Source organism: Fructobacillus sp. ESL1129 (assembly GCF_058507945.1).
Genome location: NZ_CP196668.1, coordinates 639,757 through 666,544, shown reverse-complemented (window position 1 = coordinate 666,544; position 26,788 = coordinate 639,757). Strand labels below are relative to the sequence as shown.

35 protein-coding genes and 1 tRNA gene are annotated in these 26,788 nt (G+C 40.9%); all 36 read left to right on the top strand.

What is annotated here, in order from left to right; genetic code table 11:
* The first annotated feature begins 161 nt into the window (after nucleotides 1–161).
* The 36 genes from ACSYSL_RS03170 to ACSYSL_RS02995 all read left to right on the top strand — a co-directional run bounded on the left by ACSYSL_RS03170 (nucleotide 162) and on the right by ACSYSL_RS02995 (nucleotide 26,785).
* Complete coding sequence (locus ACSYSL_RS03170) at nucleotides 162–386, top strand: thioredoxin domain-containing protein (protein ID WP_491709066.1); 225 nt, start codon at nucleotides 162–164, stop codon at nucleotides 384–386.
* A gap of 16 nt (nucleotides 387–402) precedes the next feature.
* Entirely contained in the window at nucleotides 403–1,098 is a 696-nt protein-coding gene (locus ACSYSL_RS03165) for a BRO family protein (protein ID WP_491709065.1), read from the top strand.
* 143 nt (nucleotides 1,099–1,241) lie between these two features.
* Nucleotides 1,242–1,451, top strand: a complete 210-nt coding sequence (locus ACSYSL_RS03160) for a hypothetical protein (protein WP_491709064.1) — start codon at nucleotides 1,242–1,244, stop codon at nucleotides 1,449–1,451.
* A 12-nt stretch (nucleotides 1,452–1,463) separates the two neighbouring features.
* On the top strand, nucleotides 1,464–1,685 hold the full coding sequence (locus ACSYSL_RS03155; protein ID WP_491709063.1) for a hypothetical protein: 222 nt from the start codon (nucleotides 1,464–1,466) through the stop codon (nucleotides 1,683–1,685).
* A gap of 51 nt (nucleotides 1,686–1,736) precedes the next feature.
* Entirely contained in the window at nucleotides 1,737–1,898 is a 162-nt protein-coding gene (locus ACSYSL_RS03150; RefSeq protein WP_491709062.1) for a hypothetical protein, read from the top strand.
* A gap of 117 nt (nucleotides 1,899–2,015) precedes the next feature.
* Nucleotides 2,016–2,981, top strand: coding sequence for a recombinase RecT (locus ACSYSL_RS03145; RefSeq protein ID WP_491709061.1), 966 nt, complete (start codon nucleotides 2,016–2,018; stop codon nucleotides 2,979–2,981).
* A 16-nt stretch (nucleotides 2,982–2,997) separates the two neighbouring features.
* Nucleotides 2,998–3,675, top strand: a complete 678-nt coding sequence (locus ACSYSL_RS03140) for a hypothetical protein (protein ID WP_491709060.1) — start codon at nucleotides 2,998–3,000, stop codon at nucleotides 3,673–3,675.
* A 9-nt stretch (nucleotides 3,676–3,684) separates the two neighbouring features.
* Nucleotides 3,685–4,137, top strand: a complete 453-nt coding sequence (gene ssb, locus ACSYSL_RS03135; RefSeq protein WP_491709059.1) for a single-stranded DNA-binding protein — start codon at nucleotides 3,685–3,687, stop codon at nucleotides 4,135–4,137.
* 15 nt (nucleotides 4,138–4,152) lie between these two features.
* Nucleotides 4,153–4,359: a helix-turn-helix domain-containing protein gene (locus ACSYSL_RS03130; RefSeq protein WP_491709058.1), complete on the top strand. Its 207-nt coding sequence runs from the start codon at nucleotides 4,153–4,155 to the stop codon at nucleotides 4,357–4,359.
* 3 nt (nucleotides 4,360–4,362) lie between these two features.
* Entirely contained in the window at nucleotides 4,363–5,259 is an 897-nt protein-coding gene (locus ACSYSL_RS03125) for a phage replisome organizer N-terminal domain-containing protein (RefSeq protein WP_491709057.1), read from the top strand.
* 16 nt (nucleotides 5,260–5,275) lie between these two features.
* Complete coding sequence (locus tag ACSYSL_RS03120; protein ID WP_491709056.1) at nucleotides 5,276–5,713, top strand: helix-turn-helix domain-containing protein; 438 nt, start codon at nucleotides 5,276–5,278, stop codon at nucleotides 5,711–5,713.
* Nucleotides 5,714–5,771: 58 nt separating this feature from the next.
* Nucleotides 5,772–5,894, top strand: coding sequence for a hypothetical protein (locus ACSYSL_RS03115; RefSeq protein ID WP_491709055.1), 123 nt, complete (start codon nucleotides 5,772–5,774; stop codon nucleotides 5,892–5,894).
* 15 nt (nucleotides 5,895–5,909) lie between these two features.
* Nucleotides 5,910–6,587: a putative HNHc nuclease gene (locus tag ACSYSL_RS03110; RefSeq protein WP_491709054.1), complete on the top strand. Its 678-nt coding sequence runs from the start codon at nucleotides 5,910–5,912 to the stop codon at nucleotides 6,585–6,587.
* A gap of 25 nt (nucleotides 6,588–6,612) precedes the next feature.
* Nucleotides 6,613–7,245: a hypothetical protein gene (locus ACSYSL_RS03105; RefSeq protein ID WP_491709053.1), complete on the top strand. Its 633-nt coding sequence runs from the start codon at nucleotides 6,613–6,615 to the stop codon at nucleotides 7,243–7,245.
* Between the two features lie 285 nt (nucleotides 7,246–7,530).
* Entirely contained in the window at nucleotides 7,531–7,872 is a 342-nt protein-coding gene (locus tag ACSYSL_RS03100) for a YopX family protein (protein ID WP_491709052.1), read from the top strand.
* On the top strand, nucleotides 7,865–8,221 hold the full coding sequence (locus ACSYSL_RS03095; RefSeq protein WP_491709051.1) for a RusA family crossover junction endodeoxyribonuclease: 357 nt from the start codon (nucleotides 7,865–7,867) through the stop codon (nucleotides 8,219–8,221). Before ACSYSL_RS03100 ends, ACSYSL_RS03095 begins: the two co-directional genes overlap by 8 nt.
* A 5-nt stretch (nucleotides 8,222–8,226) precedes the next feature.
* Nucleotides 8,227–8,655: a DUF722 domain-containing protein gene (locus ACSYSL_RS03090; protein ID WP_491709050.1), complete on the top strand. Its 429-nt coding sequence runs from the start codon at nucleotides 8,227–8,229 to the stop codon at nucleotides 8,653–8,655.
* Between the two features lie 311 nt (nucleotides 8,656–8,966).
* A tRNA-Leu gene (locus ACSYSL_RS03085) sits at nucleotides 8,967–9,042 on the top strand.
* Between the two features lie 646 nt (nucleotides 9,043–9,688).
* Nucleotides 9,689–9,835 carry a hypothetical protein gene (locus ACSYSL_RS03080; RefSeq protein ID WP_491709049.1) on the top strand — a complete coding sequence of 49 codons (147 nt, stop codon included), beginning with the start codon at nucleotides 9,689–9,691 and terminating at the stop codon, nucleotides 9,833–9,835.
* 235 nt (nucleotides 9,836–10,070) lie between these two features.
* Complete coding sequence (locus tag ACSYSL_RS03075) at nucleotides 10,071–10,871, top strand: terminase small subunit (RefSeq protein ID WP_491709048.1); 801 nt, start codon at nucleotides 10,071–10,073, stop codon at nucleotides 10,869–10,871.
* Nucleotides 10,858–12,180 carry a PBSX family phage terminase large subunit gene (locus ACSYSL_RS03070; RefSeq protein ID WP_491709047.1) on the top strand — a complete coding sequence of 441 codons (1,323 nt, stop codon included), beginning with the start codon at nucleotides 10,858–10,860 and terminating at the stop codon, nucleotides 12,178–12,180. The genes ACSYSL_RS03075 and ACSYSL_RS03070 overlap by 14 nt, the downstream gene beginning before the upstream one ends.
* A complete protein-coding gene (locus ACSYSL_RS03065; protein WP_491709046.1) occupies nucleotides 12,180–13,763 on the top strand; it encodes a phage portal protein in 1,584 nt (527 codons plus the stop codon). The genes ACSYSL_RS03070 and ACSYSL_RS03065 overlap by 1 nt, the downstream gene beginning before the upstream one ends.
* Nucleotides 13,763–14,899, top strand: coding sequence for a phage minor capsid protein (locus ACSYSL_RS03060; protein ID WP_491709045.1), 1,137 nt, complete (start codon nucleotides 13,763–13,765; stop codon nucleotides 14,897–14,899). The genes ACSYSL_RS03065 and ACSYSL_RS03060 overlap by 1 nt, the downstream gene beginning before the upstream one ends.
* 193 nt (nucleotides 14,900–15,092) lie before the next feature.
* Nucleotides 15,093–15,716, top strand: a complete 624-nt coding sequence (locus ACSYSL_RS03055) for a phage scaffolding protein (protein ID WP_491709044.1) — start codon at nucleotides 15,093–15,095, stop codon at nucleotides 15,714–15,716.
* Nucleotides 15,717–15,727: 11 nt separating this feature from the next.
* Nucleotides 15,728–16,648, top strand: a complete 921-nt coding sequence (locus ACSYSL_RS03050; RefSeq protein ID WP_491709043.1) for a N4-gp56 family major capsid protein — start codon at nucleotides 15,728–15,730, stop codon at nucleotides 16,646–16,648.
* 16 nt (nucleotides 16,649–16,664) lie between these two features.
* On the top strand, nucleotides 16,665–17,072 hold the full coding sequence (locus ACSYSL_RS03045) for a hypothetical protein (RefSeq protein WP_491709042.1): 408 nt from the start codon (nucleotides 16,665–16,667) through the stop codon (nucleotides 17,070–17,072).
* A complete protein-coding gene (locus ACSYSL_RS03040; RefSeq protein WP_491709041.1) occupies nucleotides 17,072–17,422 on the top strand; it encodes a putative minor capsid protein in 351 nt (116 codons plus the stop codon). The genes ACSYSL_RS03045 and ACSYSL_RS03040 overlap by 1 nt, the downstream gene beginning before the upstream one ends.
* A 1-nt stretch (nucleotide 17,423) precedes the next feature.
* Nucleotides 17,424–17,777, top strand: a complete 354-nt coding sequence (locus ACSYSL_RS03035) for a minor capsid protein (RefSeq protein ID WP_491709040.1) — start codon at nucleotides 17,424–17,426, stop codon at nucleotides 17,775–17,777.
* Nucleotides 17,777–18,184 carry a phage tail terminator protein gene (locus ACSYSL_RS03030; protein ID WP_491709039.1) on the top strand — a complete coding sequence of 136 codons (408 nt, stop codon included), beginning with the start codon at nucleotides 17,777–17,779 and terminating at the stop codon, nucleotides 18,182–18,184. Before ACSYSL_RS03035 ends, ACSYSL_RS03030 begins: the two co-directional genes overlap by 1 nt.
* Nucleotides 18,185–18,688, top strand: coding sequence for a phage tail tube protein (locus ACSYSL_RS03025; RefSeq protein ID WP_491709038.1), 504 nt, complete (start codon nucleotides 18,185–18,187; stop codon nucleotides 18,686–18,688).
* Between the two features lie 74 nt (nucleotides 18,689–18,762).
* The gene (locus ACSYSL_RS03020) at nucleotides 18,763–19,155 is read left to right on the top strand and encodes a hypothetical protein (RefSeq protein WP_491709037.1); all 393 of its coding nucleotides are present in this window, start codon (nucleotides 18,763–18,765) and stop codon (nucleotides 19,153–19,155) included.
* The gene (locus ACSYSL_RS03015) at nucleotides 19,155–19,784 is read left to right on the top strand and encodes a Gp15 family bacteriophage protein (protein ID WP_491709036.1); all 630 of its coding nucleotides are present in this window, start codon (nucleotides 19,155–19,157) and stop codon (nucleotides 19,782–19,784) included. Before ACSYSL_RS03020 ends, ACSYSL_RS03015 begins: the two co-directional genes overlap by 1 nt.
* 15 nt (nucleotides 19,785–19,799) lie before the next feature.
* Complete coding sequence (locus ACSYSL_RS03010) at nucleotides 19,800–23,066, top strand: tape measure protein (protein ID WP_491709035.1); 3,267 nt, start codon at nucleotides 19,800–19,802, stop codon at nucleotides 23,064–23,066.
* On the top strand, nucleotides 23,056–23,883 hold the full coding sequence (locus tag ACSYSL_RS03005) for a phage tail domain-containing protein (protein ID WP_491709034.1): 828 nt from the start codon (nucleotides 23,056–23,058) through the stop codon (nucleotides 23,881–23,883). The genes ACSYSL_RS03010 and ACSYSL_RS03005 overlap by 11 nt, the downstream gene beginning before the upstream one ends.
* Nucleotides 23,883–25,019, top strand: coding sequence for a phage tail protein (locus tag ACSYSL_RS03000; protein WP_491709033.1), 1,137 nt, complete (start codon nucleotides 23,883–23,885; stop codon nucleotides 25,017–25,019). The genes ACSYSL_RS03005 and ACSYSL_RS03000 overlap by 1 nt, the downstream gene beginning before the upstream one ends.
* Nucleotides 25,020–25,069: 50 nt before the next feature.
* Nucleotides 25,070–26,785, top strand: a complete 1,716-nt coding sequence (locus ACSYSL_RS02995) for a glycoside hydrolase family protein (RefSeq protein WP_491709032.1) — start codon at nucleotides 25,070–25,072, stop codon at nucleotides 26,783–26,785.
* Nucleotides 26,786–26,788 lie beyond the last annotated feature (3 nt).

Genomic DNA, 26,788 nt, shown 5'->3' with positions numbered 1-26,788 from the left:
TAAGTTAATTACTCAAACAAAAAACAGTTAAAACTTAAGCTTCTTGGCAGGGTGCTAAAGATTATGAAGTTTATTTTGTTATGAGTTTACTATGCAATTATAGTGTAATATTTTCTAATTGTAAAGTTAAACTTACAAACTATTTGAGGAAGGAGAATGATATGTCTGTTCAAGAAGCAAAGGCGGTTTTAGAAGAAGCCCGTTTTAAGTTTCAGTTTTACTTGAAGCAAAAGGGGATGAAACCAGACATGCTTGCACCAGTTATTGGACGTTCGACAACTTATGTTCGACAACTCTTATCTGGGGCTGCTAGTGGTCAAGCTGCACGTAATCATTTGAAAAAATTGTTTGAGTTCACCGGATATGATGGTGAGCTTTGGTTTTAAGAAGAAAGAGGCCAACATGGCAAATGAAGTAAAGGTATTTGACAACCTGAAGGTCAAAGAAGAAAACGGACAAATTTTGTTCGACGCAGAAACAGTGGCTAAAGGTGTTGGAATTACGACCGTTGCCAAAAGTGGCAACGAAGTCGTTCGATGGTCAAGGCTTAATCAATACCTTGGATTGTCCACTTCTGGACAACTGGTAAAACGTGGTGATTTCATCACGGAACCTCAATTGTATAAGTTAGCGATTAAGGCTAATAGCCCACAAGCAGAAAAGTTCCAAGACTGGGTAACGTCAGAAGTCCTGCCAAGCATTCGCAAGACTGGTAGCTATTCAATGAAAAAGTTGACATCAACCGAAATGTTGAAGTTGCAAAATGATTCAATTCTCGAAGTAAGCGAGCGTGTTGGACTAGTTGAAGACGAGTTAGTTGAAATTAAGGATAATCAACCAGTCAATGCAACTGATTATGGTGCAATTGGCGCTGCGGTATCACATCATGTTCACCAGTATGCAGCATTGCACCATATTGGAAAGTCAAAGCGTGGCGAACTGTTTAAGGACTTGAACCGTCAAATCAAACAGATCACTGGAGCAGGTAACCGTTCACGTATCAAGTCAAAGGACTACGACATGGTTATCGAATTCATTGAAAACTGGGGACCGACTAGCGCTACTAAACTTTTGATTGAACAAGACCAGACGGCATAAAAGGGGAATGACAAATGAAAAAATTTCCAACTGATGACTATTTAGAACAAATGAATCCAGTTTTATTTGTTACTAGTTTCGTTACTGGAGTTTTGATAGCCACTTTGCTAGCTGTGTTAACCAATTAAAAAAAGGAGGCGTAAATGGCCTTAACTAAAAATGGCGGTCGATTATTGACCGTTGAAATGTTAACCGAAGAGCTTGAAGGATATTCAAGAAGCACAGTTGACTATCTCGTGTTACAACCAACTTTTCCTTATTTCACAGTTAATGGTCGAAAGCGTCGTATGTATTTTGAAGCAGCAGTATGGGATTGGTTGTATGAACACCAATCATTTAATCCAAGAATGTAAGAGAGGATAACAATGGAAAATTTAATGTTTTGGAATGACGTGGTAGTAGGTGGTTGTTTGTTGGGAGTTGTTATTAGTTTGATGGTCTTCTTCAATAAGGCAAGTAAACCAACCTACACTAACAACGATATTCGGAATGATTTGCTGCGAGATAAGACGCCAAAACAATCACGTCGGTTAGCAAAAGCACAGAAAAAAGCTCTCAAGGCGGCAACCAAGAGAGCTAAGGCATAAATTTATCCGACTAAAAATAATTTTATGCCTCTAGTATATCACGGAGGACATATGACTGATAAAGAAATTATCACAGCACAGAGTGAAGTGATTAAGTCCCAAGCGGATGTTATCGCTTCATTAACTGATTTAGTTGTTTCATATCAAGAACGATTAGATAAAGAGACCGTAGTAAAAGGTTTCGCGGGAGGCAACAATGACAATCGAGAATAGCATGATCGTTGGTGCTCAAGAGGAAGAATACCGTAATTCAATGACTAACAATAACCAGCATGATCTATACGACGAGGATATGACGTGGTGGTATTACAAGCAAAAAGGAGTTATCTAATGGCATATCCACAAGTAGACCAACAATCAGTCGTTAAGCGACAAAAGCAATTGACGCAGCCAAAAGTAGTTGAACAATTTAGCAAGCTGCTAGGGAATAAGGCTGATAACTTCTTAGCTGGACTTTCAAATGCGGTTGCACAGTACCCTGACCTAGCCAATACAAACCTAACAGACTTGATAACGGTGGCTCAAAAAGTGGCCACGCTTAACCTATCACTGGTTAGCGAACTTGGTCAGGCTTATATCATTCCGTATAACAATCATGGAACGGTTCAAGCGCAGCTTCAACTTGGTTATCGTGGAATCATCCAGCTTGTTCAGAATACTGGCAATATCGGACGTTTGGGCGGTTCTCCAGTATACGTTGGTAATAAACCACACTACAACTTCGTATTCGGAGATTTCACAATGGAAAACGAAGACTTCAACCCCTATACATCGGAAGATGAAAATGACAAGAAGGTAGCTGGATATGTAGCCTATTACTATTTGAAAAATGGCGACCGAGTTGTTAATTACTGGCCGATTGAACAAGTAGAAGCGCACGCAAAGAAGTTTTCGAAATCTTATAAGGGGAAGGGAACTAAAGGATATACGCCTTGGTACAACAACTTTGATGCAATGGCCATCAAAACTGTTATGAAGGATCTGTTGAAGTTTGCGCCAAAGTCATCTGAATCAGAAGTTCTAATCGAACAAGATAATCGAGCAGAACGAGAAATGGTTGATGTGACAGAGGAACACCAAGTTGAAGAAGAACCGAAGCGAGTGGAAGGAAAAGTTGTTGAGGAAACAGACAAAGAGACAACAGTAGCAGTACCTACTGAAGAAGCGCCAAACGTTTGGAACAATAAAAAGGAAGACGAAGTTGAAGTTCCTTTCGATACTGACGAAAACGAACAAAATAATCCAGTTAATAACAATGAACAGAGCTTGTTTAGCGAATTAAGCGAGTTGCACTAAAAAAGAGGAGGAAACTATGACGAATGGAACTGTAGAAGCACTACCTGTCATTCGATATGAAGACGGTAAGTTAATTGGATTTGACGATATGATGGCCTATGTCAATAGCCTAGATTTTCCTCAAGATTTAACGGTTAAAGCGAATTTAACCATTGTGACTAAACAGCGTGCCACCATTAACAAGTTTCTCCGTGAGGCGCACAAAGCTGCCAAGAAGGGGCGTAATAAAGCGGTCGTTGAATGGGAGCGGGAAAATCATAAGGCCTTTGCTGTTTTTGATACATTGAAGTCGATTGAAGAGGACTTGGGAGAGTCAATTTTAGCCGAACAAAATGCCAGACTTGCTTCATGGTTGCCACAGCTTGATGAAGTGGTTGCAGAGCAAAATAAGCTACGTGAGCTTGATGATGACCGCAAATTAACAACAACACGTTGGCGCTTGCTTGGTTCATTTACCCCAACTGGTAAGCTAAAGAATTCTGTTGTTAACGAAATCGTTAAGGAAGCAGACCTGCAGAAATACAAGCAAAACGAACCGGTAAAACTAACCGAAAAGCAGGTATTTGCGAAGGCGCTGGCCTTTCGGGTGGTTGAGTCGTGGAAACAGATTGATGATGACGGCGTTTATTCTGGATCTGAGGTTAAACAACTGATTGAACCAATTAAGCAGTACATTCTGGATAACAACAAATAGGGGGAAAACATGATTAACCGAGTTGTATTAACTGGACGATTAACAAAAGATGTAGAGGTCAGATATACGCAGTCAGGCGTTGCGGTTGGGTCTTTCAACCTAGCAGTCCAACGTCCATTTAAAGACGCTAATGGCGAACGTGAGAGCGACTTTATTAATGCTGTTATCTGGCGGAAGGCAGCCGAAAACTTTGCTAACTTCACGGGTAAAGGAGCTTTGGTAGCTATCGAGGGTCGCTTGCAGACACGTAACTATGAAAACAACCAAGGACAGCGTGTATATGTGACGGAAGTAGCGGTTGATAACTTCTCACTACTTGAAAGCAGGGCAGAATCAGAACACCGCCGTCAGCAAAACGGATCAAGTAATAACCAGCAACCTACGCAACAACAAAGCACTGCTAATCCATTTTCAAACAATAATGACGGACTTGATATTAGTGATTCCGACCTACCGTTTTAAAGAATTGGTATAGCTATGTTCAAATTCGGAAAACGACTTAAGAATCTACGAGAAAAAGAAGGGGTCACGCAGCGACAAATGGCGAAGCATATCGGCATGTCAGCAGGCACGATAGCAAACCTTGAGAACGGCTATTCGAAGCCAAGCTTTGACGTGCTGATTGACATTGCAGACTACTTCGAGATGTCGCTAGATGACCTTGTAGGACGAGGAAGGAGGTAGCTATTGGCAAGAAATAAAAAATATTTCTGGATAAAACTTAAACCAGACTTCTTCAATGACCCATATATCAAAATGTTACGCCGAATGGCCGGTGGAGATACTTATACAATCATTTATCTGGAAATGCTAGTTAAGAGTACCCATACAGACGGCATGATTTATTTTCAAGGTGCTGGCGTTGACATAGCTGAAGAACTATCGCTAATGCTAAATGAAAACGTTGAAGATGTTCGAGCATTGTTGGCTTATCTTGAAGCAAAAAAGCTAATTACACACCCTGAATTACAGGAAGATTTGTTCTTAGTTGCTACCCCAGATTTAACTGGTTCTGAAACGGATTCTGCTGAAAGAGTAAGAAAATTTAGGAAGCGACAAGACCAAAAAGCGTTACAAAGTAACACCGATGTAACGATTGGTAACGATAAGAAAGAGTTAGAGAAAGAGTTAGAGATAGATATAAAAAAAGATAATGTTCAACAAGTTGAACCACCTATCTCGAAAAAATCTAAATCAACCAAACTGTCAAAACAGGAAAAGACAGATTTTGAAGCTCTTTGGAAGTTGTACCCACGCAAACAAGGTAAGCAGCAAGCAGAAAAAGCGTACTTGAAAGCTATTCGTGATGGGGTGACTAATAAATCTATCCAAGATGGAATCGTTGCTTACTCGAAAAAGATTAGTGCTGAACAGACAGAGCTTAACTTTATCAAGATGGGGTCAACATTCTTTAACAACCGGTCATGGGAAGATGACTTCACCATTTCTGTTCCAACGAATAGTAAGGGAAAGCCTGTTAAGCAAGAGCCACCACTGGCTAGGAATGAGGTGCCTGCAAGCAGTGAACCAGTAGATATGCAGGCAGTAAAAGGAATGCTAAAAGGCATTAAGACAAGCGGATAGGAGATAGATTTGAGAAATGAAAGATGGATTAGGTGTCGAACTGACTGATCGTCAGATTCAAGTTATCAAAGACCACAAGGAGTCATATAGCTTTAAAGAGCTAACCGAAATGACTGGTGTAACTCGTAGTGTTCTGTTTCGTGTTTGTAACGGAGATAGAAAACGAATAAGCAAAGTCAACTATGCGAAGCTTGCAAACAATCTCTATCGCTTTGACAACTCATACACAGGCAAAAACGAACTTGAGGCCGTTAACCGTGTTAGTGAGCTAAGGGGAGAGCTTGGGCTAACGGATCATGAACTAGCTGAACAATCTGGTATCGGTATTAAGTTGATTCGGAGTGTCGAGAACCAATACAACGAGCCATCACCAGCTACATGGCAGAAGCTGGCCGACTTCTTCGGAGTATGGGTTGGGTATTTGGTTGGCGCAACAGACAGGAGAGTGCGATGACATACGATTTATACGGTGACCGTAAGCTGGGCAAGCGAGACAAAAAGAAGGTGAAGTGATGGGAGAATGTGCAGCTCAAGATATTGCAACAAGCATGATGGGTTATGAGTCTGTCGCTGATATACCAGCCGAAAAACTGGATGAATGGAACGATTTAGTAAATGATTTGGTTGAAGATTAGAAGAGGTGAAGTAATGTGGAGTTGCCAGGTAAGTTACTAAGCAGGCGTGGGTCTGTCGTCACAATAGAGCTAGAAAGCCCAGATAAGCTGTATGAGCTCGATAAAGTGCAGGATAGTGTAATCACACTAAACATACAAGATGGACGTTCTGTGAGCCCTAAACAGCGTAATTTTGCATTTGCTCTTATCGGCGATATTGCCAAAGCTGAAATTGGTGGTAAATGGGCAGGCGAACCTGAACTGATTAAGCGGGCATTCTACTTCGCCATGGATATGTTCTATGGCATCGAGGGCTTTAGCTTGTCAAACGGTCGGGGAAATATGTCGGATGCCAACACGTTTATCAACATGTTGTTAGAGTTTTGCCTGCAACATAACGTGGCATTAAGTCGCCATCCGCTAGATGCATTAGATGATCCGGCCATTGCTCGATATGAGTATGCCTGCTTGATGAATAAGCGCTGTGTGATTTGTGGACTGAAGGCAGACCATCACCACATCACGGGTAGCAAGGTTGGAATTGGCAATGACCGCACGAAGATTAACCACAAAGGCCGGCGCTTGATTGCCTTGTGCCGAGAACACCATGACTTGTTCCATCACGAGGAAAAAGAGCGCATGGCTGAATATCATTTGCAGGGTGTTCCTGTGAACGAAGAAATTGCAAGAATTTACAACTTGAATTATTGGTGAAAGTTAAATTGGTATAGGTGTATTTATGACTAAAAAATATTATTGGAAAAACAAACGCACTGACAACGAAGGGAAACCGATTTACTTGTTAAAAAGCCCATTTGGTTATATTTCGCAAGATTCTATTTGGACGAAGTTTTCCGATATGTCTGATTCAGTTACCGCTTTCACGGAAGAAGAAGTTATCAAATGGGGATACAACCCAGAAAGCTATGTAAAAAAAAGGTTGAAAATGACTAAAAAATTTACAGAAGAAGAATATCAGAAGATTGTTGGAATTGCTAATCATCTTCTTAGCAACAGGTCAGTTATTGAACTATCAACACTTGACGGAATTTATTTTCAAATACAGAATTCGTCAACAAATGAAGAACGCAATAAATTCAAAGAACTAAACCAAGAGCTTGCTTTAATCGCACTTCCAAAATCTCGTGACTGGGCGCATGACCAGTTTGTTGAGAAAGAGAAGAAGTATTTTTGGACGGGTAAAGCAACCGATAAAGATGGACGTTACGTTCATATTAGTCGTGACTATAAAAATAGGCCAAAACTTATCTACTCAAGAGAGTGTAACCCAATCGGATATCCATTTACTGAAACTGAAGTAAAAGCAGCATATTTAGATGTTGACATGTTCGAGAAGGAAGAGGTGGAGTGATGATTATTAACTTACATGTCCAACAATTGTGGCCGTTATATTTATTGTTAATGGTTTTAGTAGACAGTTTTTCAATGTGGTTGTATTCAAAAACTGAAACGAACACTTTTACTGATTTTGTATCGGTGACTTTTCTTTGTGCTTCAGTAATTGGAACAATTTCATTTATCGTGTATGTGGGAATATGCGTTTTAAAAATAAAAATTGTTAGCGGTCTTTAGAAAAGGAAAAAACGAAGTGATGAGAGAGATTAAGTTTAGGGCGTGGGATAGATTTGCTAAAGAAATGGTTTTTGCTAAAACAATTGACTTTGGTACAAACGGTGCAGAATGCATTGTTGATTCTGATGGAATTAATGGTGACGTCGGAGGCGAGTGGGATTTGGAACAATACACCGGTTTACACGACAAAAACGGTAAAGAAATCTACGAGGGCGACATTGTTAAGTTGCATGTTGTCATCTTGTCCCCTGATGACAAAATCGGGTATATCGAGTACCGACCTGAGTTTGGTTACTGCATTAACTTTGGAAGGGCTATTGCACGTCAAGAGTATTGGGCTGCTAATGATAAGCATACCATTGATGTCATCGGAAACATTCACGAGGCGGAAGCCCTTCTTGTATGATCCGAAAAAAACAGTCGAATATAAAAAGCAGTTGGCTTACCTTGCCAATCTTGAGAAGAGTGTGAACTACTTCGAGCCATTGAGTGGGGCGTTGGCATTGACTGTGACATTTTATGTTCTGCCGCCTAAGTCACTAAGCAAGGTTAAGCACGACATGGCTATTCTGGGCGAGCTGTTGCCCTTTAAGAAACCAGACCTTAGCAACTACATTAAGAGCACTGAGGACGCCTTAAACGGCATTCTGTGGAAAGACGATGCCATGCTATGTGACATCAACGCAAAAAAGCGATTTAGCGACGAAGAAAAGATTGTCATTGAGGTAAGCAAGATTAACGATAATCAGTATTAAAGGAGGTGATTAATTTGGCGGAGACAGCGGAGCAATATTTCAAATGCTACTACTCGGGTAAATGGGAGCATGATTTAGCGTGGCGGATTCATGATTTGAAATATTCACACAGCACTCAAGATGAAAATGTAGGCGGAGGAAGGGTTAAGAATGTCAACACAACGTTGAACTCAACCATTGCAAATATTGCAGCAGTTGAAGATGACAAGATTGTCAGAGAACTCCGGCATAAGATTGAGACAGTTAAGAATTACGAGTTGTCTCTAGATGAATACCACGTTAACCTGTTGAAACTCCGCTATGCAAAGAAACGTCACACGTGGATTAATGATTCTAACCGATTGTACAAGTCTGTTAGGCAGTGCCAGTCAGATTTGAAAGCAATCAAAGAGGATTTCACCCAAAGTGTTCTCTTTCAACCTGTGGAAAACTAGACCCCCTAAAAAGACTGCGTTTTGACTGCGCGTTTTGCCTTAAAAAAGGTGCTATATTTGTATTATCGAATAAATCGATAGGGACACAGGAGCACGATATTATTATGGAGCAGGCGTTAATTCGTCTGTAATATCGCTGTGTCCCTGAACAATAAGTATTAGGCTTCATGTTTCATTGGTGATGGTTACACCTTGACGCATGAGCGGTGCAACTCCGCTGTTGTTCATTTCAGTATTCCGGTACTGCGTGCGGGGTGCGGAAACACCTTAGCTCCTTTTGATAAATAGCCGGCCTGGAATGGTTGGCAAATGATTCTGTAGCTCAACTGGTAGAGCACGCCGGCAATTAAGCTGGTGCTGTTGTTGGTTCAATTCCAGCCAGAGTCATTGCTTGCCGAGACCCAAGATTAGATACCTTGGTAGCGAGCAAATGTGGCCATTTCTTGGCGGTTATGGTTGCGGTACATATTCCTATGTTAGTTTCGCAACGGGCTGGTTGAAATAACATCAGTGACCGATTGATGACGTAAGACGAAACTAATTAAAAACGCTCTATCCGGAAGAGCAGACCCGTTTGTTTAGGTTTGAAACGGGAAACGTCAACCGGCGATATATTACTGCCAGCCGTTGATTTAGTTATCGACGGTGCGGACGTTTCAGGGTAGCTCCCTGTGTACATACGTGCCATGACGAAGGGCCTTGTACTTCTCATTCTTGTCAGACTTCGGGTGCTGACCCAGCTCGCCTATGGCTATATTAGTAGGTGTCTCGATCGTGACTTCTACGGTCAACACGAAATGATAGGTGGCGGAATAGGTAGACGCACACAATTCACTCACGTGGGAATTATATGTACAGGGAGCACTTAAGAACTGCTACTAGCATATATAGAGTGGCCTATGTAAGGTGCAAATACTTACCCTATCAATACCGTACATAACGAACTGTTGCAAATTATGCAATGGTTCTTTTTATTTGCCACAGTGGTTGTTTCCGAATTGGAAATGGCCACTTTTTATTTGGAGGAAAAAGAATGCAAAAGATTATCAGCAAGTTAAAAGAAGGGACACTTGTCCTCGGACTATCTATCGCGCTTACTATTTTGCTAGCCGGAATGATTGCTAGTGTTGGGATTGTCCTGATTGCAATTAAGTTAGCTTGGTTCGGAGTGATGTTGTGAAGGTGAGAAGAAAACCTGTTATCTGTGAGGCACGTGTTGCTGAACAAGTTGAATATATTGAAACGATAGAAGGAACGATGAAGGCTGAAATTGGCGATTATATCATTACTGGTATTCAAGGAGAATGCTGGCCCGTGAAACCGGATATATTCAAGCAGACATACGAAATAATTTAGGTGGATTAGGCTACCTTTTTTAGTACATATATCAAGTCGAAAGGAGGAGCGCCAATGACATGACAAAACGTGATGAAGCTAAGAAAGACTACTTAGCTGGGATGAAACCAAAAGACATTGCGGCAAAGTATGACGTTTCAGCAGCTACAGTTCGTTCTTGGAAAGCTCGTTACTGGAACAATGAAACACCAGATAAAAACGTTGCAACAAAATCAAAAAGTGTTGCAACAAAAAACGAAAACGTTGCAACGCCAAAAATGCTGCATCCGGCCATTCAAGAGTTGGAGGATAGCGACCTTACTGACAAGCAAAAGCGCTTTGTTATCGAGTATGTGCGGCTTTCGAATGCGACACAGGCCTATATAAATGCTTACGATGTAAACTATGAAACAGCCGGTACTGCCGGTCAAAGATTGTTGCAAAATGTTGCAATTCAAAACGAAATTAAACGTCTACGTCAGGCTCGATTAAAAGAGCTTGGTGTGGGCGTTTTTGATTTGATTGATGATATTGAGAAAGAGGCTAGAGCGGACATTGGTGACTTCTTGAAGTTTGGTGGTTATGACCTTAACGAAAAAGACTTAAAAGGAAGACTTATTGAAGATGCGGAAGGTAACCCAATCATTCACCATCGTTCTTGGGTTCAGATTAGAAACCAGGAGAAGCTTGATACTCGTGCTATTAAAAAGATTAGCAAGGGTAAGGACGGACTGGTGCTTGAACTGCACGACCGTAACAAGGCCCGTGACAAGCTGCTAGATTACTTGTTGGCTACTGGGCAATTTGAGAAGCTTGCTAAAGATGATGAAGACAAGACGATTATCGTTGATGATGTAGGTATTAGTTATGGCGGAAAATAGAGTAAGTATTCGTGATAACGTCAACCCACATTTTTTCGGCATGCTTCGCACTGATAAAGATGAAGTAATCGCTAAAGGTGGCCGTGGTTCTTTTAAGTCATCAGTCATTTCACAGCTACTTCTATTGAAGATGAAACACTTCGCCATGCTAGGTTACAAAGCGAATGTTGTTTGCATTATGTCTAATGCTACCGATTTGCGAGATGCCGTTTATAAGCAGATAGTTTGGGCTATTGAAAAATACGGCATGCTTGACGAGTTTAATTATGGGAAATCAAAACTTGAGATTGAACACAAAAAGTCTGGATCAACGTTTTATTTTTATGGTGCCGATAACCCAAACAAATTAAAGTCTAATCGAGTTGGTGATGTGATTGGCTTATGGTACGAAGAATGTGCCAACATGAAGTCACCAGAAGTATTTGATACAGCAAACCCTACGTTTATTAGGCAAAAGCCAGACTATTTAGCGAAAGTCCAGACTTACTATTCATACAACCCACCAAAGAACCCTTATGATTGGGTTAACGAGTGGCTAGAAGAGAAGTCAAAAGACAGCAATGTTTTCATCGACCATTCGACATACCTAGATGACGAGTTAGGGTTCACGACAGAACAACAATTACGTCAAATTGAAACATTCAAAAAGAATGACCCAGATTATTATCGCTGGTTATTCCTTGGCGAGATAGTCGGACTTGGTACGTCAATCTATGATATGGATTTGTTCCATAAGATTGATAGCCTGGACGAGTTGCCAGAAGACGACCATGTTGTCATGTTGAAGTTTTCGGCCGATGTTGGGCACTCTGTATCGGCAACGACTGTTGGTTGCTACGGCATTACATATCAACGAAGAGTTGTGGTGCTTGATACCTACTACTATTCTCCACAGGGGAAGTCGAATAAGAAGAGCCCTAGTGATTTAGCGCCAGAGATTTACGAGTTCATCAGTAGAATGCGAGATAAGTATCCATACTATGTTGCAGGAATGATTATGGATAGTGCCGAACAGGCGTTGCGAAATGAGTACCACAAGCGCTATGGCGTTGACTGGAAGAATGTTCGTAAGCTAAAGAATGTTGACATGGTTGACCGGGTACAAAACGTCTTAGCGCAAGGTAAGGTATTCTACCTACCGACTGAAAACAATGAGAAGTATTTCATCAAGGAACACCAGAAGTATCAGTGGGACGAGCGGACGCTTCAATCTGAAAAACCAGAAGTAGTTAAGGTTGATGACCACACGGTCGACCAATTCAAGTATCTTGTTCGTGAATCAGAAGAAGAGTTAGGAGTTGCTTGGTAATGGCAATTTTAGACAGTATTAAGAACTTTTTTAGTAGGGGGATGACAATGGTCCAAACGAATAGCAGTTTAGGGTTAATTACGGATGACCCACGAATTAACCTGCCGCCGAATGAATTAGGGCGTATAAGTCGTGCTTTCCAGTACTACCGTAACGATTTCGGTCAGATTAGCTTTTACAACACATACAATCAGCAGAAAAGGCGTCCGATTAACTACTTGGCCGTAACTAAAGAGGCTAGTCGTCAATTGGCCAGTTTGATTGCCAATGAGGGATTTCACGTATCCGTTCAATCGGGTAATACTTCCAAAACTGATAAAAATGATGAGATTGATGATTACTTGAAAAAAGTCTTTGATTTCAATAACTTTTATCAGAATTATGAAGAAAATCTTGAGTTGGGAATTGCTACCGGTGGTTTTGCTATTCGTCCTTATGTTAGTAACAACCGCATTCGCTTAGCTTGGGTAAGAGCTGACCAGTTCATCCCCCTTGAGGCGAACACAAATGAAATTCAATCAGCCGTAATTGTGTCGAAGACGTATCGAACGGAAAACCGTCAGACGGTCTATTACTCTTTGCTGGAGTTCCACGAATACGACAGAAATAACAATAGTGAAACGATTACAAACGAACTTTACCGTTCAACTAGTGCTAGCTCAGTAGGAGAACAAGTTACGCTTGGTTCGTTAGATCAGTACGCTAATCTTCAAGAGAGCGTCATGATTAACGGAATTAGTCGACCAACGTTTGCTTATTTCAAGACGCCTGGAAAGAACAATTTGAATGTTGACAGTCCGCTTGGCATTGGGATTGTTGACAACCACTTAAAGCTGGTAGATGCAATTAACATTGCTAATGACCAGTTTGTACGTGAAGTAAAGCTTGGTAAGCGGCGTATTGGTGTATCTGCTGAAATGATTAAGCCAGCAGTCATGCAAAAGCCACAAATGGGTGAGTTGGCCAACCAAGGTTATCCAAAGTTTGCGGAAGATGATGATGTATTCATGCAGCTGGCAAATGGGCGAGACGATAAGACCTGGTTGCAAGACCTAACGGCTAACATTCGAGTAGATGATTACTCAAAGACACTAGAGCTGTATATGCACCAATTTGAGAACGCTGTGGGGCTTTCTCAAGGAACACTGTCTGTTGGTGCAGATAGCAATAAAACGGCAACAGAGGTCGTTTCTGATAACTCTAAGACGTACCGCACTCGCTCATCATACTTAACACAGTGTGAAAAGCAGTTGCGTGGTCTAATCACAACGATTGTCGAGCTTTCAAGCATCTCTGAATTGTTTGATGATGGCCAATCGCCACTTAACTATTCTGTAATCGACAATCCATTGGATATTAATATCTACTTTGAAGATGGCGTGTTCGTTGACAAGGACACACAGGCAAAGAACGATATTCTCGCTGTTCAAGCAGGATTAATGCCGAAGATTGAGTTCTTGAAGCGTAACTATGGGCTATCAGAATTAGATGCAAAGCGCTGGATGTCAGAAGTCGGTAACGAAACGGGGATGATTGACGGTACAAGCACAGAACAAGATAATAGCATGGCTGGAGATGTTTAATGTACGACCACAACGATATCGACAATCAGGTTAATAAACAGAACCGATATTTTGATGATTTAGAGCAACGTATTTTGGTATTACTTGCTGAAAATCTGAATGAAACGGGAATTGAAAATTATGATCAGTCGAATATCTTAAGTTGGCAGACCGAACAATTAAGTAAAGCAAAATCATTAGTTGAAAAGGTGGCTAAATTAGTTAATTCTGGCTCGTCTGAAGCAATTAACGCTGTTGTTAACATGCTGGAAGCAAGTGGAGAAAAAACGCTTGAAGGAATTGATAAACAGCTTTCTGACTTAACTAATAAAACAGTACAAGATGGTATTGAATCAGCTAACATTATCGACTCGTATACTAGACAAGCGAAAGAAAACCTAAGTAACCTTGTTAAGGAGTCACTATTAAGCCGTAATTCTCCAAATAACAGCGTTAGCAAGATGTGGCGTAATGTCATTACTCAATCTTCGTTAGAAGTTGCAACCGGGCTTAAAACGCCAGAACGAGCACTGCGTGATAATGTTTATCGGATGGCCGAACAAGGCGTACCTTCAACGTTGACGGATAAGGGTGGTAAAAATTGGCGGTTATCGTCATATTCCCGCATGGTTATCAACACAACGGCTCACAGTACCTTCAATGACTTACGCCTAAAACGAATGAGTGATTATAGTATCGGACAGGCTTACATGTCTGCTCATCCAGCAGCAAGGCGTGCTTGTTCATCCATTCAGGGTAAGGTAGTTAATGTTGTTCCAAGTTCTGATGAATCGTACGACGATAAGTACGATAGTATTTACAATCATGGCTATGGTACAGCCGGTGGAACGCAAGGTGCTAATTGTAAACACATGCTGACGCCTTTCATACCAGGGACTAATACTGAACCAGATGATAATGTGCCATCCCCTAAAGAGGCCAATGAGAATGCAGATATCCAAGCAAAGCAACGTGGATATGAACGTTCTATCAGAAATAGTAAGTCTAAGTTAGAAGTTGCTAAGGCTATGGGTGATGAAGAAGCGCAAGCTAATATCAAGAATTTAATTAGTCGACAACAAGCAAGACTTAGAGAACTAGTTAATCAGCATGATTTTTTGCATAGGCAATACGCTAGAGAACAAGTTATTCAGTAATTAAGCAATCACTTAGGTGGTTGCTTTTTTCGTACATATTTTTTGAAAGGGAATGTATTCATGGGATGCAAAGGTAAGAAAAAGAAATAACTGATCGCCATTTATTGGGCCCTGGGAATGGCCCTTATAAAAGCAACCGACCGTATTTTATCCAGTGGGAGCCGACCCGCTAATTAAGGCTAGGAGAAGAATTATGGCATTTACAACAGAATCGTTGAAGGACTTAGGTCTTAATGATGAACAAGTAAAGGGGGTAATGAAAGCTCACGGTGCAGATGTTAACGAGGTTAAGGCCAAGTTGAATGATGTAACGGCTGAGCGAGACGGATTAAAAGGGCAAATTGAAGATTACTCTACTAAGTTGGCTGAAGCTCAAAAGTCGGCTGAAAAGGGGAGTGAGCTATCCAAGCAATTGGAAGACATTAAGCAATCTGCTGAAAAGGCGAAGGCTGATGCCGACCAGAAGTTGAAAGACACAAAGCTTGGTTATGAAATCGACATGGCATTGGCTAAGAATGGTGCATTGAACACTAAGGCCACTAAGGCGCTTGTTGATATGGAAAAGGTTGGCTTGGACGACAATGGAAAGCTAACTGGATTTGATGAGCAACTTGAACAAGTTAAGAAGGAAAACGCTTTCTTGTTCAAGACAGAAGAAACATCGGACAAGAAGCCTGGAATTAACGCAGTTGCTGAGGGAAATCCAGCTTCATCCGAAAACGATAAGCATGACCTCTCGAAGATGTCATACAAGGAACAAGTTGAGTTTAAGCAAAAAGACCCAGAAGGGTATGAGCGAGCAACTCAAGAACAATAAGGAGAAACTACATGTCAGATGTAACTACACTTTCTACGCAGGTTGACCCAGAGGTACTTGCTAACATGCTGTCAGCCGATTTGCCAAAAGCAATCAAGTTGACTGCCATTGCACCGATTGATAACACGTTGGAGGGCCGTCCCGGTTCGACTGTTACTGTACCTAGGTTTGAATATATCGGGGATGCTAAGACATTGGCAGAGGGACAAGCCATTGATGCAGACGCATTGAAGACTTCTACTGACACATTTGAAATCAAGAAGATTGCCAAGGCCGTTGAATTGACAGATGAAGCGGTTTTGTCTGGATACGGAGACCCGGTTGGTGAAGCTGGTCGTCAGTTGATGATGGCAATTGCTTCTAAGATTGATAACGACATTGTTGAAACTGCAAACCAGGCTTCAATTAACCTTCCCGGTCAAGACTTTACTAAGCTTGACTTCATTGACAATATTGAAGCCGCTTTTGTTGATTCCGATTCAGATTTGAATGTGGAATCAAATGATGGTCAGCAAGGAATTATCTTCATGAACCCTAAGGATGTTAACAAGGTTCGTAAGGCTGCTGCCAACAACTGGGACCGTGCCACTGATTTGGGAGATTCAATTTTGGCAACTGGTGTCTTTGGAGGAGTTCTTGGTTGGCAGATTATTCGCTCACGTAAGATTCCTGTTGGTTCAGCAGTTGTTGCTAAGCCAGGAGCAATGAAGACGTATCTGAAGAAGGCGGCTTCTGTTGAAACACAACGAAATGTCACTAAGATGACTACGACAACGGTTGCTAACGAACACTACGGTGTTGCTATCTATGATGATTCCAAGCTTTTGGTAATCAACAAGTTCGACATTGCTGGTGGTGAAGCTAACCCTAAGAACAAGCACAAGAAGCCTGCACAAGCAGAACAGCCTGCACAAGCAGACGCAACTAAGTAATTAAATGGAGGTTTACATGAACCTCATGCAAGAACAATTTAGCAAGTTAACTGGTAATTCAGAAATTAGTGAAGAAGAGGTAGCGAAGCTGCTTCCAAAAGCACAGCTAGCTGTTGATGAAATGACGAACGGGTTCTATGATCGTTTTTCTTTTGAAGATGATGAAAACTCGGCGTTTGCTCCTGAACAGAAGCGTGCCAGTGCTTACAAGCAGTCCATTGCATTGACAATTGAGTTTATGGTTGCAAATGATGTGCAAACATCTGCTGACCTTAATTCAAATGGCAAAGCGCAGCTAACGATTGGAAGAACGCACGTACAAGGATATGACTTTAGTGGAGTTAACATCTCTGGAACAGTCATTCCTAACGAGGCTTATTCATTGTTAGCGCGGAATGGTTTGTTGTATCGAGGTGGTTACTAATGAAACTGCCAAAGGTGCCAAAAGAGGCTTGCCAACAGTCTGTCATTCTGAAAGTTAAAGAAGAAGAAGCTGACGATTGGGGTAAGCATGGAACTGCTAATGTAACGATCAATAATTGTGTCGTACAGCTTGGAACTGTTTATTCTGGTTCAAATAACGACCGACAGGTTGTTGCTAATGGAGTTGTTTTTCTTTACGCAGGTGTTACAACACCGCTTCCGAAAATGTCTAAAGATATGCTTGGTAGCGCGATTGAATATCAAGGTAAAGAATATACGATTAAGACCATTGATGAAAACTTGGATCCGTTCAGTAACAAGCTGTGGTCGTACGAATTGGAGATTATGTAATATGCCAGTAAATATTCGAATGGACTTAGGAAACATTGAAAGAAAGCTTGGAAATGTAAATGGAAAAGCACAGTATGTTGCTTCTAATCAGGCCATGATTGAAATGAATAAGTATGTGCCGAGGTTGACTGGGCATTTGCGCGATTCAGCTTCAATATCTTCTGATGGTTCACGAATTATTTACAACACACCATACGCAAAGGCTCAATATTATGGCTTTGTTGGCCAAAGGGGTTCAAAGGTACGCAACTATTCAACCCCTGGTACTTCGAGGAGATGGGACTTACGTATGGCTGGCAATCAGCAGTCCATGTCAAACGTAACAAGAGCATTTGTAAAAGGACTACTTAACTAATGGATGTATTAAATCAACTCGCTAAATCAATCAACCAAAATGTTAGCGAATTGCCAACAAAACTATTGCTTGGGTATGTTGATGAGGATAAACCGCTGTCACTATATGCCCAACCAGGTTCTAAAATATTGGAAGAAGATTATGACGGCAATCAGGAAAAACTGTTGCCATTTGAAATTGCTTTCAAGACGCAAGACCTGGCCAAAGGTAATGCAGTGATGTACGCAATTAGTACTTATCTTGATAACCTAGATCATTTAGACACTGACGGTACTTATACCGTACAAAGCCTAGATATTGACCCACAACCGTTTCTTACAACGATTGATGTGGCCGATAATGGGCTTTTTTTGTTGGACTTTTCTCTGACAATTTACACGCAAAAAACGACAAGGAGTTTTAAGTAAATGGCTACATTTAAGGAAAACTGGGAAAACAAGGTTGAAATTGACACCCTTGGGAATACCACAGTAGACAAGTCAACGTCCGCTTCATGGGCTAAGTTGGCTGCTGGAATCACAACGATTACACCTTCTCCTAATGATAAGACAGAAGAAACATCTTATTGGGATGACGAAGGTTCAACATCTACCGATGTTACTGGAAAGACACTGAAGTTCGCTATTGCTGGTCATCGTACGATTGGCGATAAGGCACAAGATTATGTTGCTTCAAAGTTCATGAAGAAGGGCGATGAAGTTAAGACATTGGTTCGTTGGACTGACCCAACAGGAAACATGATTACGTTTGTTGGAACGATGACTGCGATTGTACCATTCGGTGGTGCTGCCAACGCCAAGCAGACGTTTTCATTCACTATTTCCGCTAACGGTGTGATGAAGTATGAGACTTCAGCTGCAGGAACGACTGTTTCAGCATATGATTCTTCATCTTCTTCAGTATCTAAGTAAGTTCACAGCGACAACGGCTAAAACGTTCAAACGGGGTGAGAGGCCCGATACCTAAAAATAACAGGAGGTAGCCCATGGCTATTCAACTTAATTCTTCAATCATCACATCACAAGATTTCGTCCTTGAAGGCCGTCATTTGAAAGCAGTATATACGCCTGAAATTGATGAAGAGTTCGGCGACTTGCTAATTGATTTGGAAGCTCTACAAAAGAAGGTCGAATCCAAGGAAGCAGATGAATTGCCTGTTGATGAGAAGAAGAAATTGATTCGTACTTCGATGAAGAAGTTATCTGACTTAGCAACCAACTACATCAAGGCGCTTTTCAACAAGGAAGACGCTGATTTCATTATTTCAAAGTCTGGAAAGCGTGCAATTAATCTGTCTCGCATGGCTGGAACGTTCTTCAAGGCTGGAAATGATGGTGAACAAAAGAACCGTAAGCAACGCCGTGCCAAGGAAGCGTAATGTACTCCTTTACTAAACGCCCAGAGGAGTCAATTAATGTACTGGGTGAAGAGTTAAGGGCCAACTTATCATTTGATAACGTCATTGCGTCTTATTCAATTCTTGAGGATAAATCATTATCTGACGAACAGAAGATTGAAAGGTGCTTCTCAAAACTGATTGTCGGGCATGAAGAGTTCGATATGAGCTTGAAAAGTGAAGTGGTCAATTCATTATTCGGTTACTTGTCTAAACGTCCTTATTCCTACCATAACGATGGTGGAGAGGAAGGAGACGATACCAACGAGTTACCAATGCTTGACTTTGAACAGGACGCAGGAGCTATCTATGCTTCGTTCATGGACCAGTATGGAATTGATTTAAATGAACATCTAGGAAAGATGCACTGGGATGTATTTATTGCCTTGTTCATGAACCTTAATGGAGAAACGGCCATTAATCGAATCATGTCGTATCGACAAGATGATTTAAGTGGTTATGATGATGATCCAGACGGGTTAGCACATGCTGCCGATATGAAGGAACTTTATAAGCTCGATAAAGTCCGAGAAATCGAAAATGACCCATCAAAGGATAAGATGACCGGAAACGCCCAGAGCATTTTTGATTCCATATTTAATAGCAAATAAGAAAGGAGGTAAAACATGGCAGATGGTGCGATTAACATTGATTTTATTATCAATGACAAGTCCAGTGGCTACTTTGAAGGCGTCAAACAGAAGGCTTCTGATACTGGCAATAAGGCATATGAAAATATGTCAAAGCCATTTGATAAAAAAGTAGTTGCGAAGCTTGATGCGGAAGCTAAGAAGCAGGGTATCGACAATTTTAGGTCAATGCTTAATAAGTTGCCAAAAGAACAGCAGACACAGTTGCTTGCTAAGGCGCAAAAAGGTCAGATTATCGACTTCGAAGAGTTATTGCGCAAGATACCGTCTAAAGTAGCGACAGAAGCTAAGTTAAACGACAATGCCAGCACAGGGCTTAGGAATATCCAAAAAGAAGCTAAGACGACAGAAAGTCGGTTCAGCATTCTTAAACAGACCATGATTGGTGCCATGGCAGCTAACGTTATTTCTGCTGGTGTGGGTGCCATTACTACTGGTTTAAAAGGTGCTGTTGCGGCTGGTATGGAGTTCAACAAAGAGCAAGATACCATGAAGACAGTTTGGCATTCTTTGACCGAAGAAGCCCCTAACGATGGGAAAGTGCTGATTGATTATATTAATCAGATGTCACAGCATTCTATCTATGCCGCTGATTCAATTAACCACATGGCCCAGTCTTTCTATCACGTTCATTCAAACGTTGATGAAACGAAGCGATGGACTAATTCGTTTATCGCTCTTGGTTCTACCATGCACATGACTAATGAACAGTTGTCCGAATCTGGAGAACAGTTCGCCAAGATTGTTGCTGGTGGAAAAGCCAGTCAAGAAGATTTGAACGTCATGATCAACCGGTTCCCTATGTTTGGAGAAGCTGTTCAAAAGGCAACTGGTAAATCAATGGCAGAATTGCAAGCATTGTCATCAAAGGGACAGCTTACCGCTGAAGCATTTACTAAGGCCCTTGATTACTTGGGAGAAAAGTACAAAGGCGGTACTGCAGAGGCCATGACATCAATGCAAGGTATGTCAATGTACCTTAAATCACGTCTTTCTATGCTTTCTGGTGACGTGATGAAGTCAAGTTTCAACATGTCTAAATCAGCTACTGCAGCCTTGCAGAGAATCACTTCCGATAAGGCCATGGAGAATTATGCGAAAGCAATTTCAAGTGCTTTATCTGTTGCTCTTACATGGGTGTCTAAGCTGATTGTTTATATCACTGATCACGCCAAAGATATAACAAATATCATTGGATCAATCGTTAAGATTGGTGGCAAATTGGCTGGTGGGGCATGGTCGGTATTTGCTGGCACGATTAAGACAATTGGTGCCGCTTTTGGTGGATTATCTGGTAATGGCAAGAAGTCCGGTGATGCACTTAATGGAGTAGCTAACGCCTTACAGGCTATTGCTAGTCATCAAGGTGCAATCAAGATGATTGGCGGATTGATTGCTACCGCATTTGGCGTTAAAAAGCTTTCTAACTTTGTCAGAGGCGTTAAAGAGGTCAACGCAACGCTTGGCATTACATCTGGAATATCATCATTTATTCACCAGACAAAGTTAGCTGGTGGTGTGTTGAAGCTAATGCAATTTAAATTTGTTCAGGTTGGAAAAGCAATGAAAGCTTTTGCAGCTTCAACAAAAATTGCAACGGCTGCCCAATGGGCCCTTGATGTAGCTATGAATGCTAATCCAATCGGATTAATTGTTATTGCAATTGCTGCCGTTATTGGGGCTCTATTCTTACTGTATAAGAACTTCAAGCCGTTCAGAGAGTTTGTCAATGGCTTTATGAAAAGCGCAGGAAAAGTATTCTATTCATTTGGTAAAGCTGTTGGTAGTGCTATGAACGCTGCAGGTAAAGAACTTGGAAAGTTTGGTAGATCGGTTGCTAAGTTTATTGGTTCGATTGGTAAATGGTTTGGCTCTGTTGGAAAGTCCGTCAGTTCGGCAATGTCTACTGTTGGTAAAGAGATTAAAAAAGGCATTAATTCATATGTAAAGGCCTTCCAAACATTTTGGAAAGGAATTTACAATTTATTCAAAGCATATGTCTACCTGGTTGTAGGAATTTTTGTCATTCTTGGTTCACTTCTTTTAAAGGCGTTGAAACCGATTCTTGACCCAGTTGTAAAGTTTTTCCAAAATGTATTCAAAACAATTGGCCAAGTTATTGATAGTTCTGTTAAGGCCTGGCAAAAAACTGTTGATAGCGTGATGAACACGATATCGTCTATTTTTAAGTCGGTATGGAATGGAATTGTCTCCTTCTTTAAGCCGATTATTAAGTCAATTAGCGATGCAATTGATTCAACACTTAAAACAATTAGTAATACTTGGAACTCAACTTGGAATGCTATTAGTTCATTCTTTAGCGGACTTTGGAATGGCATATCTTCAGCAGCAAAAACTGGAATGAAGGTAATTAGTGACGTGATTAATAGCGTTACTAAGTCAATTAGTTCTACATGGTCATCTGTTTGGAATGGAGTCAGTTCATTCTTCAATGGTATCTGGGGAGGAATTACTGGGGCTGCTTCTTCAGCAATGAATGGACTTCATAATTCTATTTCTGGACCATTGAATGCAATTTCGAATATCTGGAAATCAACTTGGGATGGGATTAGTTCATTCTTTGGCGGTATTTGGGACAGAATTACTTCAAAGGTTAAAGGAGCTATGGATACCATTAAGAGTGTTATCAACGTTGGTAAGGATGCAGTTAGCGGGATTAAGAACGCTCTACCAAAGTTCGCTCATGGTGGTATTGTTCAGGCTAACGATCAGTTAGTTATGGTTAACGATGGTGTTGGTTCCGATTGGAAGGAATTAATTAAGCTTCCAAGTGGTGAGTTAACAATGGCACGTGACAAGAACGCTGTTCTCCCATTGCCAGTTGGAACTCGTATCTACTCTGGAGAAGATACCAAGAAAATCATGGATAAGAACGGTATTAAGCAATACGCCGCTGGTGGACATGTCGGAGATGTTTCTTTCCCAGACAATGACGACCTGGAGAAGTTTAATTTGCATGAACATTTTGCAATGATGGCTAAACAGGCTAAAGCAGCATTAGGACAAACATTCGCAATTAATCCCCTCAGCAATAATCGTCAGCAATCAATGCAGTCGCAAATTGTTGGTGGTGGAAACGTTGACCTGTCCGGAGATACTAAGGTTGTATTGAATGTTGATGGTCAGACATTTGCTCAACAGATCTATCCAAAGATTAAGATGATTCAAAACATGGATATTCAGTTAACTGGACAAGCAAAGGGGGCAATCTATGGCCGATAATATTATTGTTAAACGCCAAGATGGAACAACTTACGACCTATCCAAAGAAGGTATTAAGGTTATTTCATTTGATATTAGCTCTCCTGCCTACAATCACTCTTGGTCATCATTGGGTAAGTATTACACTGCTCTTTCAACAACAACCGTTGCACAGCGGCAGCTAACTTTAACATTTGATGTTAAGGCCCGTGATAATGCTGATTATGAGCTCCAATGGCTCAAGGTTATGCGTATTTTCGATAGTACGGAATGGTTTTACGTCATCAATCAACGATTACCTTGGTTGCGGTGGAAAGTAGTTGCAGAGACGTTTACTTATCCACGTAAGGAAAACTTTTGGATGGCAAAAGCGGTAGCAATTACACTGGATGCCATTGATGGTTATGGTGAAACGATTGCAAAAACCAGTGATCCGTTCAAATTTGATGTGGGAACCTGGGGAATTGGAATGGGCATTCCATTTGACCGTCAGAAGTATAGCTTTTCAAATCAAAACGATTTTGACGTGTTTAATCCGTCCAGTATTCCACTTTTAGCCAATGAACGTCCCATTGTGATTAAGTTCAAGGGGAACGCTCCTAGTGGGCTAACATTGACGAATAACAGCACTGGTCAAACATTCAAGTATAATCAACCGTTATCATCAAACGACACATTGCAACTAATTGGAATCGTTCCGATTGTTAATGGTCAACAAAAGATGGGAAGCGGATATTCAAACCGTGAATTTTTGGACTTCAAAAGAGGTGACAATAATATTACGGTTAGAGGTGCTTCTGACTTTACAATCTCATTTGAAACGAGGTTTTATTACTAATGTTTAATAATAATTTCGTTACATTGAGAAACGCTATTGGGGAAGAAACGGTTGCCAATGTTCAACAATTGAATATTAACGAGAATTTGAACGAGTTTTCTACTTGTTCTTTTTCTTTGCTTTCAGAAGAACAAAACCAGGTTGCTATTGAAATGCTGCAGCCGTTTACTCGTATTTATGTACCGGTCATTAATCAGTGGTTTCAATTAACGAACGTTGCTTCAGCCAGTCAGCTTGATACACGTTTGTACAATGTCTCTGCTGTTCATATTGGTACTCGTTTACACAACAAGTACATTGAGGACAAGCTTAATGGTTCACAGTCGTTACAGACTTGTTTAGAGTATCTTACGAAGGATACCGAGTTCACATTTGATATTCATGATACGTTCAACAACTATGGATTTAGTGACGGATTTGGCGCTGGATTTGCTGACGATTTGTTGATGAACACATTGTCCAAGGACTTTGGCTTTGAGTTTGTATTCGATAACACTACAATTCATATTTACAAGCAACTTGGCGGTTCAGATAAGTTTGTTTTCGTTGATGGTTACAACGCCACTAAAATCGGTTCTACGGAAGATTATTCCAATATGGCTACTTATATCAAAGGGACTGGAAAAGCTAACGAGGGAGACAATGCTACTGGTTATCAAGCAATAGCAGACTATCGAAGCCTAAACGCTGATATTTATGGTGTTATTCAAGCAGCAACTGTCAGTGATGAGCGTTTTACTGACAACAATTCGTTACGTGATTATTTGAAGACACAGTTGCAAGACTACCCAATTGTGCAATATACAATGGAACAGGCGCAGTTTGAACACAATGCTAGGTTTGAAGATATTAACGATATATCAATTGGTAACTATGGACTTGTTAAGGACCGTCTAGGAATTGATGTTGATGTTAGAATTATTGGAAAGTCGTATTTTCCAAATGATCCAACGCAAACTGATACGATTACGTTTGGCAATAAGCTATTTGATTTTGCGTATAACATGGCAAAACAACAATCGGCACAAAAAGCAAATGCTAATATCTCAAAAGAATTAAAGGGTATTAACAATAATATGCAGATATTGTTTGATGGTCAATTTGGTTTCGAAGTAACCGGAAAGGTAGCAAAGTGATGTCTGATTATAGAGAAATAGGTTGGCTACACAAAAATAATGGTGATCAGTTGTATCCTAAAACACATTGGGATGGAATAGATGGAAAGCCAAATTTTGGTGACTACGCAAAAAAATCAGATATTCCACCTGTTCCAGATCTGTCTGGTTATGCTAAGAAAGCTGAATTGAAAGGGGATGACGTTTATTCTAACCTTTCGATTAAGAGTGATGCTAGTCTCATCAAGTTAAAAACACTTGGGATTAAGGACTACACGCCACAGACCGACCCGTCATACAACCAAGACCATCATCTGGAAAACCCTGCCGGATTCATGAACGATATGCAGTCCATCATCCAAGACAAAGCCGGAACTTGGCATGTGTGGTATTTGCAAAACCCACTATTTCAAGTAAATGGTGAGGGAGGGACATCTAACTGGCAACATGCCACCTCGACTGACGATGGTATTCATTGGGTTAATGACCCAGGTCTTTCCATTAAAGCTGATTTGTTTGATGGTTCTGTTAAGTGGGGTTCGGTCGCCACTGGTTCAGTGGTCATTAGTGATGGAACAATTGAAGGAACAAGCGATGGCGATTTTGTTGCTTTCTTTTCTTCATATGGTGCCAAGAATTGTGGTGGACAGTCTATTTGGGCTGCTGTTTCAAAAGACAGCGGAGTGACATTTCAATCATTGTACAATGACGCAATCATGCCTAACCATGAAAACTTTCCAGATTTCCGTGATCCGTTTGTGATGAAGCACAACGGCAAGTGGGTCATGTACACTGCCGAGGGTCAAAAAATTGGAACCTACAATTCGACAAACGGTAAGAACTGGGTGTTTGCTGGTGGAACAATGACGACCGGTGACCAATTCTCTGACGGTAAAGATTATGGCCTGATTGAGTGTCCATATGTTACCGAAATCAAAGCAGATGATGGTACAACACATTGGGCAATGTTTTTTGGGTGTAACGACTTTAACCACGGCCATTCGACTGGAACTAGTTACTTAATTGGTAATGTTGACGAGAACGGCAATTTTACCAAAACGAACAAGGATACTATTCCGGTTCGTATTGACATTGGACCAGACTATTACGGCTCAAACTTTGGAAAAGTTAACGATTCGACACTCATCACATCTTCATGGATGAATAATTGGGGTTATGCAACTGTTGAAGTCAAGGGAATAGACGGGAATAGATGTGCTAAAGGAAGTACTTGCGCCTTATTCCGCCACTCTACACTTCATTACGATCCATCTGAACCGGCAGGGTATAAGTTCAAGTCAGTTGTCTTGCCGATAGTTAATCGAACAAATGCGTTAAATGATGACTGGCAAAGATTTTACGATATCCAATCTGGAAGTGAAGTTGATACGACGGTCGGTAGTACAAGGGTAGTTGATTACATTGTCAAAAGTGATGATGGCACTGGCTACTTTACTCTTGTCTTTGAACAAGACGATAACTCAATTTGCTTATTCATTGATATAGCTGGTGGAGTTTGCCACATAAAGCGTTCAAGCAATGGTAATTTTGATAATACTGATTACAACACCGAAAATACTAGTGTTTCATTTGGTCAAGCTGGTTTAAAAGAAATCAACATGACAGTTTATCTAGATACGAAATCAATCGAGGTGGAATTTGCCAACACAGGACAGATTTACTCAATCTTGAAGTGGGGAAAACGAACTAATCCAAATACTCGCATTAAAATGCAAGCAGGTGGAAGAACGATCACAGTCAACAATAAAGTTTATCCATATAAGTAGGAG

Excerpts from the sequence above, each read along its gene's own strand:
- ACSYSL_RS03170 (WP_491709066.1), top strand. The coding sequence starts at position 162 with ATGTCTGTTCAAGAAGCAAAGGCGGTTTTAGAAGAAGCCCGTTTTAAG.
- ACSYSL_RS03165 (WP_491709065.1), top strand. The coding sequence starts at position 403 with ATGGCAAATGAAGTAAAGGTATTTGACAACCTGAAGGTCAAAGAAGAA.
- ACSYSL_RS03160 (WP_491709064.1), top strand. The coding sequence starts at position 1,242 with ATGGCCTTAACTAAAAATGGCGGTCGATTATTGACCGTTGAAATGTTA.
- ACSYSL_RS03155 (WP_491709063.1), top strand. The coding sequence starts at position 1,464 with ATGGAAAATTTAATGTTTTGGAATGACGTGGTAGTAGGTGGTTGTTTG.
- ACSYSL_RS03150 (WP_491709062.1), top strand. The coding sequence starts at position 1,737 with ATGACTGATAAAGAAATTATCACAGCACAGAGTGAAGTGATTAAGTCC.
- ACSYSL_RS03145 (WP_491709061.1), top strand. The coding sequence starts at position 2,016 with ATGGCATATCCACAAGTAGACCAACAATCAGTCGTTAAGCGACAAAAG.
- ACSYSL_RS03140 (WP_491709060.1), top strand. The coding sequence starts at position 2,998 with ATGACGAATGGAACTGTAGAAGCACTACCTGTCATTCGATATGAAGAC.
- ssb (WP_491709059.1), top strand. The coding sequence starts at position 3,685 with ATGATTAACCGAGTTGTATTAACTGGACGATTAACAAAAGATGTAGAG.
- ACSYSL_RS03130 (WP_491709058.1), top strand. The coding sequence starts at position 4,153 with ATGTTCAAATTCGGAAAACGACTTAAGAATCTACGAGAAAAAGAAGGG.
- ACSYSL_RS03120 (WP_491709056.1), top strand. The coding sequence starts at position 5,276 with ATGAAAGATGGATTAGGTGTCGAACTGACTGATCGTCAGATTCAAGTT.
- ACSYSL_RS03115 (WP_491709055.1), top strand. The coding sequence starts at position 5,772 with ATGGGAGAATGTGCAGCTCAAGATATTGCAACAAGCATGATGGGTTAT.
- ACSYSL_RS03105 (WP_491709053.1), top strand. The coding sequence starts at position 6,613 with ATGACTAAAAAATATTATTGGAAAAACAAACGCACTGACAACGAAGGG.
- ACSYSL_RS03100 (WP_491709052.1), top strand. The coding sequence starts at position 7,531 with ATGGTTTTTGCTAAAACAATTGACTTTGGTACAAACGGTGCAGAATGC.
- ACSYSL_RS03080 (WP_491709049.1), top strand. The coding sequence starts at position 9,689 with ATGCAAAAGATTATCAGCAAGTTAAAAGAAGGGACACTTGTCCTCGGA.
- ACSYSL_RS03075 (WP_491709048.1), top strand. The coding sequence starts at position 10,071 with ATGACAAAACGTGATGAAGCTAAGAAAGACTACTTAGCTGGGATGAAA.
- ACSYSL_RS03070 (WP_491709047.1), top strand. The coding sequence starts at position 10,858 with ATGGCGGAAAATAGAGTAAGTATTCGTGATAACGTCAACCCACATTTT.
- ACSYSL_RS03065 (WP_491709046.1), top strand. The coding sequence starts at position 12,180 with ATGGCAATTTTAGACAGTATTAAGAACTTTTTTAGTAGGGGGATGACA.
- ACSYSL_RS03060 (WP_491709045.1), top strand. The coding sequence starts at position 13,763 with ATGTACGACCACAACGATATCGACAATCAGGTTAATAAACAGAACCGA.
- ACSYSL_RS03055 (WP_491709044.1), top strand. The coding sequence starts at position 15,093 with ATGGCATTTACAACAGAATCGTTGAAGGACTTAGGTCTTAATGATGAA.
- ACSYSL_RS03050 (WP_491709043.1), top strand. The coding sequence starts at position 15,728 with ATGTCAGATGTAACTACACTTTCTACGCAGGTTGACCCAGAGGTACTT.
- ACSYSL_RS03045 (WP_491709042.1), top strand. The coding sequence starts at position 16,665 with ATGAACCTCATGCAAGAACAATTTAGCAAGTTAACTGGTAATTCAGAA.
- ACSYSL_RS03040 (WP_491709041.1), top strand. The coding sequence starts at position 17,072 with ATGAAACTGCCAAAGGTGCCAAAAGAGGCTTGCCAACAGTCTGTCATT.
- ACSYSL_RS03035 (WP_491709040.1), top strand. The coding sequence starts at position 17,424 with ATGCCAGTAAATATTCGAATGGACTTAGGAAACATTGAAAGAAAGCTT.
- ACSYSL_RS03030 (WP_491709039.1), top strand. The coding sequence starts at position 17,777 with ATGGATGTATTAAATCAACTCGCTAAATCAATCAACCAAAATGTTAGC.
- ACSYSL_RS03025 (WP_491709038.1), top strand. The coding sequence starts at position 18,185 with ATGGCTACATTTAAGGAAAACTGGGAAAACAAGGTTGAAATTGACACC.
- ACSYSL_RS03020 (WP_491709037.1), top strand. The coding sequence starts at position 18,763 with ATGGCTATTCAACTTAATTCTTCAATCATCACATCACAAGATTTCGTC.
- ACSYSL_RS03015 (WP_491709036.1), top strand. The coding sequence starts at position 19,155 with ATGTACTCCTTTACTAAACGCCCAGAGGAGTCAATTAATGTACTGGGT.
- ACSYSL_RS03010 (WP_491709035.1), top strand. The coding sequence starts at position 19,800 with ATGGCAGATGGTGCGATTAACATTGATTTTATTATCAATGACAAGTCC.
- ACSYSL_RS03005 (WP_491709034.1), top strand. The coding sequence starts at position 23,056 with ATGGCCGATAATATTATTGTTAAACGCCAAGATGGAACAACTTACGAC.
- ACSYSL_RS03000 (WP_491709033.1), top strand. The coding sequence starts at position 23,883 with ATGTTTAATAATAATTTCGTTACATTGAGAAACGCTATTGGGGAAGAA.